Below are 12,619 nucleotides of genomic sequence, written 5' to 3'. Positions count from 1 at the left end.
CGTGATTTTGTCCGTATAATCCTCCGCAATTTGTCTAAGGAGTACAAAATGTTTCAGCCACTAGTAACCCATCGTTGCTACAAAACGCGCCCTGAATCAGGGACGTCAGCTGTTTTATTTTTGGTCTCCATCGATCCTTTATCAGCCTCCTATTGTTAGGGGGCTTTTTTTTGTCTGTCATCTATGAGGCGAGGAAATACAGCTATGGCGCATTCGTTATTTAACAAGCACATCATCTCCATCCCTGAGCTCAGCCGCAGCGAGCTTGAACTTATCGTCGATACTGCAGCACGCTTAAAAGCAGAACCAAACCCTGAGCTACTAAAAAACAAAGTCGTGGCGAGTTGCTTCTTCGAGCCATCGACGCGTACCCGCCTGTCGTTTGAAACCGCCGTTGAGCGTTTAGGCGGCAGCGTGATTGGCTTCGATAACGGGGGTAACACCTCTCTGGCTAAAAAAGGGGAAACCTTGGCTGACTCGGTTCAAGTCATCGCTTCATATGTTGATGCCTTTGTGATGCGCCACCCTCAAGAAGGAGCTGCGCGTTTAGCGTCTGAGTTCTCTAATGGTGTGCCAATCATTAACGGTGGCGACGGCGCAAACCAACACCCAACCCAAACTCTTCTCGACCTATTCTCTATCCACGAAACGCAAGGCACGCTTGATAACCTCAACGTTGCTTTCGTTGGGGACCTAAAATATGGCCGCACTGTGCACTCACTGACTCAAGCACTGGCAAAATTTAACAATGTACGTTTCTTCTTTATCGCGCCAGATGCGTTGGCTATGCCTGACTACATCTGCGAAGAGTTAGAGGAAGTGGGTATCAAGTTCAGCATGCACAACAACATTGAAGAAGTGGTACCTGAGCTCGATGTGCTTTACATGACGCGAGTGCAAAAAGAACGCTTTGATGAGTCAGAGTACGCGCACATGAAATCAGCCTTCATCCTTACAGCAGCAACCCTAGAAGGCGCGCGCGACAACCTAAAAGTGCTTCACCCACTACCACGTGTTGACGAGATCACCACAGATGTCGATAAGACCAAACACGCTTACTACTTCGAGCAAGCTGAAAATGGCGTTTATGCGCGCGAAGCTCTGCTAGCCCTAGTCTTGAACGAAACTCTTTAATCCGCAGGAGAACTATCATGGTAAAAGAAACTCAACTACAAGTAGAAGCGATTCGCAACGGCTCTGTCATTGACCATATTCCTGCAAACATCGGCATCAAGGTGCTGAAACTGTTCAAGATGCACAAGTCAAATGAGCGTATTACGATAGGTTTAAACCTGCCTTCTTCAGCGCTAGGTGCCAAAGACCTGATCAAGATTGAAAACATCTACCTGACTAAAGAGCAAGCGAACCAACTGGCGCTTTATGCACCAAAGGCTACAGTGAATCAGATTGAAGAATACAAGGTAGTCAACAAGCTTAATCTTGTGCTTCCAGAAAGCATTGAAAGTGTGTTTGAGTGCCCGAATAGCAACTGTATTTCACACGGAGAACCGGTAGAAAGTCGCTTTAATGTGCAGCAAAAGAAAGAGAATGTGCAGCTAAAATGCCATTACTGTGAAAAAGTATTCTCACGCGAAATCATGACGGAAGCGCGCTAAGCAATCAGTGCTTAATCTCGCTACGCTCCCTCTAAAATTAAGCTGGATATTTATTCCCAATCAGGAATAAATATCCACTTCAAACCAGAACATTTCTCCAAAAAACATCCGTTAAAGCAGTTATTTATTTGGCGATCATTCTCACAAAGCCACATATACTTTGGTGGTATTATGATCGCATCAAATATAAGTCACCAAAAAAAGAAGTGACCGCTCAATCAAATGGTACGGCACCTAGATGGAGTTAAGTGCTGATAGTTACATGGACGAATCATCCCTACGTCATGTTTTTTAAGGAGTTCCCATGAGTGAAACTCTAAACCCAACCACTATTGACTACAGTGAAGACAAAACGCTAACTGCGGCATGCAAACGTCTGCTGCAACAGCAAAGTTTTAGCACTCAAAATGAGCTCCGTGAAGCCTTGGTAGATATTGGTTTCGAAGGTATCAGTCAATCTACCGTCTCTAGATTGCTGTCTCAGTTAGGTGTAGTGAAAGTCCAGAATGCGTGCGGTAAGAAGGTTTACTGCATTACCGTTGAAACGGCTCCGGTACGTGTCGAGTCTTCTATCTCTTCCCAGATAGAATTCATTACTCATAACCAAGCCATGGTGGTGGTCAAAACCCACCCAGGTAGCGCGCAACTTGTCGCTCGATTAGTCGACATTGATCCTCATACCGAGATCTTAGGCACGGTTGGCGGTAACGACACTGTACTTGTCATCCCTAAAGATACCGACAACATTGATGCGTGTGAGCGTGTGGTTCGTGCGCGATTAGGTGTCGCTTAGTACTTTATTGCCTCCTCGAAGAGCCCCATTTCTTTGGGGAGGAATCACACAAAAAATGTTCTAAATGATAGCAAGTTGAAACTTATTCCCCCTTTCCTCTGTCTGATTGAGTTAAAATGATGAAAATTTAACTTAAGTGACTCTTTTATGCGCTTCGCTTTATCTCTAATTCTGCTGTGTTTTTCTATTGTTTCTGCACCTGCTTTGGCCGTTTTTGAGCAATCAAACTCTGCGCCAAGCTTTGGTTCTAACAACAATACTTTTGTTCCGGTAGACCAAGCTTTCCCATTCAATTCTTTCCAACAAGGGAATCGCGTTTTCCTCGATTGGCAAGTCAAAGAAGATTACTACCTCTATCAACATCGTATTTCTGTCAGTGGCGAAAATGTCACTCTGGGTGATATTGAAATGCGAGATGGAGAACCTTACAAAGATGAGTTCTTTGGCGAGGTAAATATTTACACGACACCGCTATTTGTCGAAGTTCCGCTCGCAAATTACCAAGATGGGGCGCGCCTGATCGTTCAATACCAAGGCTGTGCCAAAGCCGGTTTTTGCTACCCACCAGAAACCCGAGTTATCGATGTCACTAGCTTCGACTTCCAAGAAACGAATGCTGTCATTCCAACTCAAAAAGAACCAACCGCATCAACAGCAGCAACAAAGCAAACACCCGCTTCAAGCGAGTCAAACCTTGCTTCTAAGCTCAGTGACAACTGGTGGACGCCTCTACTATTTTTGGCCTTAGGGGTTGGTCTCGCCTTTACACCATGCGTACTGCCAATGTACCCAATTCTAACCAGTATTGTTTTGGGTAGCGGTAAGCTTAGCCATGGACGTGCCCTAGGGTTGGCCTTTATCTACGTGCAAGGCATGGCACTGACTTATACCTTACTCGGACTAGTTGTTGCGTCAGCAGGTATGCAATTTCAAGCGGCTATGCAGCACCCTTATGTCTTAATTGGCTTAAGTGTTTTATTTGTCGCTCTGGCACTCTCCATGTTTGGTCTCTATAGCTTACAACTGCCTAGCAGCGTTCAGACGTGGTTGAACAATTTAAGCAATAAACAGCAAGGTGGAAGCTCACTGGGCGTGTTCGCCATGGGAGCGATTTCTGGCTTAGTTTGTTCACCTTGTACTACAGCACCACTGTCTGGAGCTCTACTGTATGTAGCTCAAAGTGGCGATCTACTCACTGGTGGTATCGCTCTATACGCATTAGCTATAGGTATGGGCATCCCATTGATGCTAGTCGCTGTCTTTGGCAACAAGTTGCTACCAAAAGCGGGCAATTGGATGGATCGGGTCAAGACTCTGTTTGGCTTCATTCTACTGGCTGCGCCAATATTCTTACTTGAGCGCATCTTGCCTGAGGTGTGGGCGACTGGACTATGGTCAGTGCTCGGCATCGCTGCGTTTGGTTGGCTCTACCATGTCAAAAATTCACTGCCATTTGGTGGTTGGAAACAAAGCGTGGTAGGAATCATTGCTGTACTGGGTCTATTTGCCTCAGCTCAACCTGCATTGAACCACTACTTTGGTAAGAGCGCGATCAGCACAGAACAGAAACAAAATCAGATAGAATTTATCCGGATCGCCAATGTTGAGCAGCTCAACACACAACTTGCTAAAGCAAAAGCGGATGGTAAAGCGGTCATGCTCGATTTCTACGCTGACTGGTGTGTGGCCTGTAAAGAGTTCGAGAAATACACCTTCCACCAGCCTGACGTTGAGTCGCGCCTCAAGGATTTTGTGTTACTGCAAGCGGATGTAACTCGAAACCAACCACAAGACATTGCTTTAATGAAAGAGATGAGCGTGCTAGGGCTTCCGACTATCGAGTTCTGGGATACTAATGGAGAGTCCGTTTCAAACGCTCGCATTACTGGTTTTATGAACGCAGAGACATTCCTACAGCATTTGGACACCCATAACCTTTAAGCTATTCAAACAGCACCGGTTACTCATTAGTGCTTTTGTAATCAGCAACCAAATACCAGCTAAAGTGAGCAAATGTCTATAAACTGCGTAGGAAAAATTGCTTAGAACTAGGCATGGCTTGTAGCGAGCTAGCGGGTCTAACTTCAAAAGCCATAACGACGTTATAAGCAATTTTAACCAGCAGAAATGGGCATTTGTTTGCTTTGGCTGGTATCTATATGCAATTTCGCTAATAAAACCCGATACAGTTCAGACTTTTAGCGGATAAACATTGTCCACAATCGCAAAGATGACAATAATTCTATTAACTAAACCGTCATAAGTAGTTAACGTCATGGATTCGACCTACACCATTATCATTGCGGATGATCATCCGCTGTTTCGCAATGCTCTGTTCCAATCGGTGCATATGGCGGTGAGTGGCGCAAATCTGCTAGAAGCCGACTCATTAGATGCCCTTCTTACCCTGCTCGCTAAAGAAGACGAACCAGACCTACTTCTGCTCGACTTAAAGATGCCTGGAGCAAACGGCATGTCCGGCTTGATTCAACTGCGTGCTGAATATCCTGATTTACCCATTGTGGTTGTCTCGGCTAGCGAAGAACCGTCGGTAGTGACTCAGGTTAAGAGTCATGGCGCATTCGGTTTTATTCCCAAGTCCAGTGATATGCGTGAGCTCGTCAGTGCTCTCAATCAGGTGCTCAATGGCGAACCTTTCTTCCCTGAAGGTTCCATTACCAACAACGCAGCATGTAATGATTTAGCAGAAAAAATTGCCACTTTGACTCCACAGCAATACAAAGTCTTAGGAATGCTATCTGATGGCTTACTGAACAAGCAGATTGCTTATGAATTAAATGTATCAGAAGCGACAATAAAAGCTCATATGACGGCGATATTCCGTAAGTTAGGTGTAAAAAATCGCACTCAGGCGGTTATTTTACTTCAACAACTCGAATCAGAAGCTTAACTCACCAGTTTCTGACACAAGTACTCCTAGAAAATTGCTACACTTGAGGCATCAGGCAACAATCTGATTTACCCCTCTGTTCAACAAACTCTGGGAGTACTTCTCTTGCTAAGCGTTCTAATTACTCAATTCGTCGTCCTGTGGGCTGTCATCGATCCTATTGGCTCAGTCCCGGTTTACTTATCTCAAACTCAGCATCTCACTGCTAAACAGCGCCGTTTGGTTGCGTTAAAAGCTGTGGCTATTGCAACGGGTGTACTGCTGTTTTTCCTCGTCGCAGGTCAGTTGCTCCTTGAAGCGATGCAGATACCTTTGCCAGCATTTCAGGCGGCAGGTGGCTTAGTGCTACTACTGTTTGCCCTAACCATGATCTTTGGTGAGTCTAAGCCTGAACAAGAAACCAAGCTTTCTGAAGAAGTGAGCCATTCCGATCTCGCTGATTTGGCGGTTTACCCTTTAGCTATTCCTTCTATCGCTTCACCGGGAGCAATGATGGCGATTGTCATGCTGACGGACAATCATAGATACGCACTTATCGATCAGGGAATTACTGCCGCTGTCATGGTGACGGTTTTACTTATCACCCTATTGTTACTCCTTGGTGCGACTCATATTCAGAAGTGGATTGGCAACGTCGGTGCCGCCATTATCAGTCGTGTGATGGGGCTTATTCTTGCGGCCGTGGCAGTAAGCAACCTGCTGATGGGGATCAAAGATTTTTACGCCGGATAACTAAAATAGATAAGACTAACAATAAAACGTTAGACTTTAGGCTAATTTAACACACCATTAACATCACAAAAATCTATCATTAATCCTTAAGCGCCTTATTTTTAGGCGCTTTTTGTTTTTCTCACCGCGACTAAAGTTGAAAAGAGTTCTTGTCCCACCCTTGCTAATGTAGATATTGAAACATTTTCTTAACAACGAACACGTAAGGAGACGGCAATGGCGTTTGAAAGTCAGGATAAAGCCAAAGCCTACTGGGATAAGAACGTAAAACTGATGATTAGCCTTATGGTTATCTGGTTTGTCGTTTCTTTCGGCTGCGGCATTTTATTTGTAGATGAACTCAATCAATTTCAACTAGGCGGGTACAAGCTTGGTTTCTGGTTTGCTCAACAAGGCTCAATCTATGCCTTCCTGGGTATTATTTTCTACTACGCGTGGAAAATGCGCCAAATCGACCGTGAATTCGGCGTAGATGAGTAAGGAGTAACTCAGATGGATTTGAAAACTATCACTTACCTCGTTGTTGGTGCGACCTTTATCCTTTACATCGGTATTGCGATTTGGGCACGTGCTGGGTCAACTAAAGAGTTTTATGTTGCAGGCGGTGGTGTAAACCCAATCGCCAACGGTATGGCAACCGCAGCAGACTGGATGTCAGCCGCATCATTTATCTCTATGGCAGGTCTGATTGCCTTTATGGGTTACGGCGGTTCGGTATTCCTAATGGGTTGGACTGGCGGTTACGTACTTCTTGCACTACTACTTGCACCTTACCTACGTAAGTTCGGCAAGTTTACTGTACCAGAGTTCGTAGGTGAGCGTTTCTACTCAAACGCAGCACGTATCGTAGCAGTTGTCTGTCTTATCATCGCGTCGGTCACTTACGTTATCGGTCAGATGAAAGGCGTTGGTGTTGCGTTCGGTCGTTTCCTAGAAGTTGATTACTCTACTGGTCTTCTGATCGGTATGTGTATCGTATTCATGTACGCTGTAATGGGTGGCATGAAAGGGATTACTTACACGCAGATTGCTCAATATTGCGTACTCATTTTAGCTTACACTATTCCTGCAATCTTTATCTCTCTGCAACTAACTGGTCACCCTCTTCCTCAGATTGGTCTCGGTAGTACCATCCAAGGCACTGACGTCTATCTACTCGATAGGCTCGACCAAGTGGTCACCGAACTCGGCTTTAGTGAATACACCACTCAAGTCCGTGGCGATACACTCAACATGTTTGTTTACACTATGTCGCTAATGATCGGTACTGCGGGTCTACCACACGTAATCATCCGTTTCTTCACGGTACCTAAAGTGCGTGATGCACGTACTTCAGCAGGTTGGGCACTAGTCTTCATCGCTATCCTATACACAACTGCACCAGCTGTATCGGCAATGGCTCGTCTAAACCTAATGGATACCGTAAATCCAGCTCCAGGTCAGCACCTTGCTTATGATGAGCGCCCTGACTGGTTCAAAAACTGGGAGAAAACAGGTCTACTAGGCTTTGATGATAAGAACGGCGATGGTCTGATTGAATACACGTCAAACCCAGCAACTAACGAACTGAAAGTTGACCGTGACATCATGGTATTGGCTAACCCTGAGATTGCTAAGCTTCCAAACTGGGTGATTGCCTTGGTGGCAGCCGGTGGTCTGGCAGCGGCACTATCAACGGCGGCAGGTCTATTGCTCGCGATATCCTCTGCGATATCCCATGATTTAATCAAAGGCGTCATCAATCCGAATATATCCGAGAAGAAAGAGCTGCTCGCCAGTCGGATTTCCATGGCGGTGGCGATTGCGGTGGCAGGCTATCTCGGCCTCAACCCGCCAGGATTTGCAGCAGGTACGGTAGCACTGGCATTTGGTCTTGCGGCGTCCTCAATCTTCCCGGCACTGATGATGGGTATCTTCAGTAAAGGTATCAACAAGGAAGGCGCAATCGCAGGTATGATTGCAGGTATCAGTATCACTCTATTCTACGTATTCCAGCACAAAGGCATCCTGTTTGTTGCTGACTGGACTTACCTAGAAAGCTGGGGCAGCAACTGGTTCCTAGGCATTGAGCCAAACGCATTCGGTGCAATTGGTGCAGTCTTTAACTTCGCAGTCGCGTTCGCTGTATCGAAAGTAACAGCGGAAACACCACAAGAAGTGAAAGACTTGGTTGAACACGTACGTGTACCAGCAGGTGCTGGCGGTGCAGTAGACCACTAAAATAATACCTAAGCCACAAAAGCCCCCTCGGGGGCTTTTTTATTCGCTAAATTGAGTTAACTTAGCCCTTTAACGTTGTAGCAAGGACGCAAGATGTTCAAAAATAAGCACTTTCTAATCGCATTATTGATCGCCCCAATTCTTTCTCTGATTGCCTACTTTGGTACAGATATGGCGCTGAGTGAAAAGCCTCATGCCGCGAAAGAAGGCGAAACCTATAAGCTAGCCGCCAAGTCTAACTGCCGCTACACCAGCGGACTGTGTGATATGGCCAACGGCGACTTTAAAGTGCAGTTTCGTTCCGAGAAACTAACCGCCAACGGTTTGGATTTATCTTTAAAAGCCGCTTTCCCTTTAGAGGGTGTAAAGCTATCCATTGTCGATAACCAAGAACAAAGTGCTCAACCTTTGGATATGCAGCCAACAGACAGCACAGGCCAACACTGGGCAATCTCTGTAGCGAAACCAACATCGGCTGAAAGCTGGCTACGCGTCGCGATTCAGTCTGAAGGAACCTTGTATTACGGCGAAACTCAAACTGCGTTTGTTAAATACGAGACTTTGTTTACGGAGTAGCTGGAGAGCTGGAGAGCTGGAGAGCTGGAGAGCTGGAGAGCTGGAGAGCTGGAGAATTTTTCAGGGTTGGCGTTTTGCGTCGACCCTTTTCGTTGGATACGGGATACGGGATACGGGATACGGCTCATTCTACGCTCCTAGTAAGCAGGCACTATCAAAAGTTGCCAACCCACTAACAACTATCCCTCTCGAAGGACGAAGTCCGTTCTCTAGCGGAGCGTTCCATAGGGCGCAGCCCGTTCCCGATTCTGTTTCCTCTAAACCCGATTCAAAACCGCCCTGAGTTTTAGCGGTTTGACAGGCTTGGGAATAAAGCTAAATCCATTCGACTTGATACCATCTAGCATATCGTCAGTGCGGTCTGCACTAATAATGACGCCGATAAAGCTATCACCTAGACGCAGGCGACATTGCTGAAGCACTTCTAATCCTGTGCGTCCATTGTCGAGTCGATAATCAGACAAAATCACATCCGGCACCCAGGTTTCTTCTATTGCCTGCAAGCTGTTAACCAAGTCCACAGCGGTTCGTACGTCGCACCCCCAGCGGCCGAGCAAGGTTTCCATACCAACCAAGATATCGGTTTCGTTATCCACACACAGAACTTTCAAATGACTCAAGTCTGAAGTAGAGCTTGTCGGTACAGCTTTTACTGGTTCTAGGGCTTTTTCGCTGCGCGCGAGCGTAATCGAGAACACGCTGCCTTTACCCGGCCATGAACGCATAGTGATTTGGTGACCAAGAACATGAGCTATCCCTTTAGAAATCGCCAGGCCAAGTCCTAAGCCCTGATCAGACCGGACTTGAGTTCCACGATTAAACTCTTCAAATATCTCTTGCTGCTTGTCCTCATCAATGCCCATACCATTGTCCCACACATCGATACGTGCTTGGCTTCCCACTCGCCTTACACCGAGAACCACTTTACCTTTTGGACTGTAGCGAAACGCATTAGTTAAGAAGTTCTGTACCACACGACGTAAGAGTTTCGGGTCAGACTGAACCAATAGCTGACTCGGAATCATGGTGAACTCAATACCCTGCTGCTTAGCAAGCGCACTAAACTCCGCATTGAGGTTGGATAAAACATCGTTAATCGCAAAACCATGTACGTTGATATCTAGCTTGCCAGATTCTAGACGCGAGATATCCAGTAAATCGCCAATCAAATCTTCGGCGGCTCCTAAGGCACTCTCAATATGTTGGGAAAGCTGTTTAGTTTCAGGCTCTTTTGCAACTTCAGACAAAGATGAGGCGAACAGGCGAGCAGCATTGAGTGGCTGCATTAAGTCATGGCTGACTGCGGCTAAAAAGCGCGATTTGGATTGTGATTCATGTTCAGAGCGTTGGGTGGCTGAGACCAGTTTTTTGTTCAGTTGCTCTAGCTCTTGAGTACGCTCTTGGACGCGCTCTTCAAGGGTTTCGTTAGCATCTTTTAGGGCTTGTTCAGCATCGCGGAAGACGGTGATGTCGGTAAAGCTCATCACAAACCCTCCACCTGGCATTGGGTTGCCCTGCACTTCTATCACTCGACCATCAGGTCGTACACGCGAAGAAGTATGACGTGTTCCTTGTTCTAGGTGATAAACCCGTCGGCGCACATGCTCCTCAGGGTCACCCGGGCCACACAACCCGCACTCAGCATTGTGTCGTATCACATCGGCAATCGGCCTCCCCACCTGAATCAAGCCGGCCGGAAACGTAAACAGCTCTAAGTAACGCTGGTTCCACGCCACAAGACGAAGCTGCTTATCGACCACTGCAATACCTTGCCCGATATGTTCAATTGCCCCTTGCAGTAGTCCTCGGCTAAAGTCATACAGCTCTGAAGCTTCATCAACAATGGTAGCGACTTCTTCCAGCTGCATGTTTCTACCTTGTAGCGCAGAAGTAAGGACTAACTTAGCCGATGAGGCACCAAAAACCCCAGCCAACACCCTTTCGGTATGGCGAATTAAAGTAGAAGGTGCTTGTTGGTTGGGCAGTAAGGTTTCTCTTTGCTGTTGCCAATATTGCCTGAATGCACTTCGCACCCGTTGCCTACCAACAAAACGCGACGCCAGCATCTCTAACTCACCCACAGTGACACGACTTTGATACAAGCTCATGTTTTCACTTTCAGGTAGAGGCGTCCCCACAAACGAAGCCGACTGTAAGCGCTCACTTAGACTGGCGCGAGTAAGCAGCGAGACAACGACGTAACAAAGGGTGTTGAGCGCAACACTGAGTACAATGCCCCAGTCTGAATTTTTGACATTGAGATTCTGCAGCCATTCAGGCGGAGTGATCATCCACAATAGGAAGTTGTCTTGCGCGCTACCCGCCAACATATCGGTTTGGCTCATTAAGGTAATCAACCACAAGGTAAAGCCTACCGCCAAACCAACGTATACCCCTTTGCGGTTACCCTGACGCCAATACATGCCACCTATCAAAGCTGGGGCAAACTGGGTGATAGCCGCAAAGGAGAGGAAGCCAATCGCAGAAAGGGAGTGAATGTTACCCAGAGCTTGATAAAAACCCCAAGCTCCGAGCAGTAGCAACAATATTAGTCCGCGGCGAATAATCAACAGCAGACCAGAAAAGTGCCTATGATTGCGCTGCGAGAGTCGCATTCGGCGCAACAGCAATGGCATGACTAAATCATTGGAAACCATGATTGCCAAAGCGATGGTTGAAACAATCACCATTCCACTGGCCGCAGACGTGCCGCCTAGGAAAGCGAGTAAAGCAATATCCTGCGCGCCAACCGCCATAGGTAAGCTAATTACATAGGTATCTGGACTAGCGTCGGTCAGCAGAGATTGCCCGACCCAAGCAATCGGCAAGACAAAAATACCCATCAAAATCAGATATACGGGAAATAACCAACGCGCAGTATGCAAATCTTGCGCGCGCTCATTTTCTACCACCATGGTATGGAACTGACGTGGCAGACAGACAATCGCCAACATGGTTAGCACGGTGTGAATAACTAGAGTCGGTATGTTCGGTGATTGGTAGGTCTGACGCGCAATCTGTGCTAGCTCAACGTCATTGCGATTAAGCGCCAAGAACAGAATAAACAGACCAACGGCAAGAAACGCCACCAGCTTGATAATAGATTCAAACGCAATCGCCATCATCATGCCACGGTGATGCTCAGTATTATCAATATGGCGAGTACCAAACAGCATGGTAAAAATGGCCAATGCTCCGACCACGAACCAAGACACATCAAGGCTTGAGCCTTCGAAACTTCGCGGCAGTTCAGGTGAAATGATCTCTAACCCCATGGTAATACCGCGCAATTGCAGTGCGATGTAAGGCAAAATACCAGCCACGGCAATCAAGGTAACGACCACAGCTAAGCCTTGGGATTTGCCATAACGCGCAGCGATGAAGTCAGCAATAGAGGTAATATGTTCTCGTTTGGCGGTAATAATCAGTCGAGCCAGAATTCGCCAACCGAGAGTAAAGACGAGTATTGGAGCAATGTAGATAGGCAAGAATGCCCAAGGATTGTTACTGGCCTGTCCGACGGTGCCGTAAAATGTCCACGATGTGCAGTACACTGCGATAGAAAGGCTGTAAATCCAAGGTCGCCATTTTGCCAACCAGTTATGCTGTTTATCGCCATACCAAGCAATGAGGAACAGTAGTCCGAGATACATCAGTGATACGGTGATCACTAGCCAGCCTTGCATCAGATATCCTTATCATGCGCCAAAACAAAAACCTCTCCATACTGGAGAGGTTTCATTTAACTAAGGATATGCTATCAACTCAATC

General features: G+C 46.7%; 10 protein-coding genes. 9 read left to right on the top strand and 1 reads right to left on the bottom strand.

All coding sequences use genetic code 11. The annotated features are described in order from the left end of the window. Positions 1-204 precede the first annotated feature (204 nt). The 9 genes from pyrB to AC5O63_RS16680 all read left to right on the top strand — a co-directional run bounded on the left by pyrB (position 205) and on the right by AC5O63_RS16680 (position 8,848). Positions 205-1,134 (top strand): aspartate carbamoyltransferase, encoded by a 930-nt coding sequence (gene pyrB / locus AC5O63_RS16720; RefSeq protein WP_494505676.1) that lies wholly within the window; start codon positions 205-207, stop codon positions 1,132-1,134. A gap of 17 nt (positions 1,135-1,151) precedes the next feature. Further along, on the top strand, positions 1,152-1,616 hold the full coding sequence (pyrI, locus tag AC5O63_RS16715; RefSeq protein ID WP_004742968.1) for an aspartate carbamoyltransferase regulatory subunit: 465 nt from the start codon (positions 1,152-1,154) through the stop codon (positions 1,614-1,616). 304 nt (positions 1,617-1,920) lie between these two features. Then, positions 1,921-2,409 (top strand): arginine repressor, encoded by a 489-nt coding sequence (locus AC5O63_RS16710; protein ID WP_171323701.1) that lies wholly within the window; start codon positions 1,921-1,923, stop codon positions 2,407-2,409. Positions 2,410-2,556: 147 nt separating this feature from the next. Continuing rightward, the gene (locus tag AC5O63_RS16705) at positions 2,557-4,350 is read left to right on the top strand and encodes a protein-disulfide reductase DsbD (protein WP_494505675.1); all 1,794 of its coding nucleotides are present in this window, start codon (positions 2,557-2,559) and stop codon (positions 4,348-4,350) included. Between the two features lie 334 nt (positions 4,351-4,684). After that, positions 4,685-5,320, top strand: coding sequence for a response regulator transcription factor (locus AC5O63_RS16700; RefSeq protein ID WP_239826959.1), 636 nt, complete (start codon positions 4,685-4,687; stop codon positions 5,318-5,320). 105 nt (positions 5,321-5,425) lie between these two features. Beyond that, on the top strand, positions 5,426-6,052 hold the full coding sequence (locus tag AC5O63_RS16695; protein ID WP_494505674.1) for a MarC family protein: 627 nt from the start codon (positions 5,426-5,428) through the stop codon (positions 6,050-6,052). Between the two features lie 216 nt (positions 6,053-6,268). Further along, positions 6,269-6,532 carry a DUF4212 domain-containing protein gene (locus AC5O63_RS16690; RefSeq protein ID WP_004742963.1) on the top strand — a complete coding sequence of 88 codons (264 nt, stop codon included), beginning with the start codon at positions 6,269-6,271 and terminating at the stop codon, positions 6,530-6,532. Between the two features lie 12 nt (positions 6,533-6,544). Continuing rightward, positions 6,545-8,272 carry a sodium:solute symporter family protein gene (locus AC5O63_RS16685; RefSeq protein ID WP_004742962.1) on the top strand — a complete coding sequence of 576 codons (1,728 nt, stop codon included), beginning with the start codon at positions 6,545-6,547 and terminating at the stop codon, positions 8,270-8,272. 93 nt (positions 8,273-8,365) lie between these two features. Then, positions 8,366-8,848, top strand: coding sequence for a hypothetical protein (locus tag AC5O63_RS16680; RefSeq protein WP_494505673.1), 483 nt, complete (start codon positions 8,366-8,368; stop codon positions 8,846-8,848). 257 nt (positions 8,849-9,105) lie between these two features. Here the strand turns inward: AC5O63_RS16680 and AC5O63_RS16675 are convergent, their stop codons facing one another. Further along, a complete protein-coding gene (locus tag AC5O63_RS16675; RefSeq protein ID WP_494505672.1) occupies positions 9,106-12,534 on the bottom strand; it encodes a PAS domain-containing hybrid sensor histidine kinase/response regulator in 3,429 nt (1,142 codons plus the stop codon). Positions 12,535-12,619: the final 85 nt, after the last annotated feature.

Source organism: Vibrio sp. SCP2, from assembly GCF_059295395.1.
This window is presented reverse-complemented; position numbering and strand designations above follow the sequence as displayed.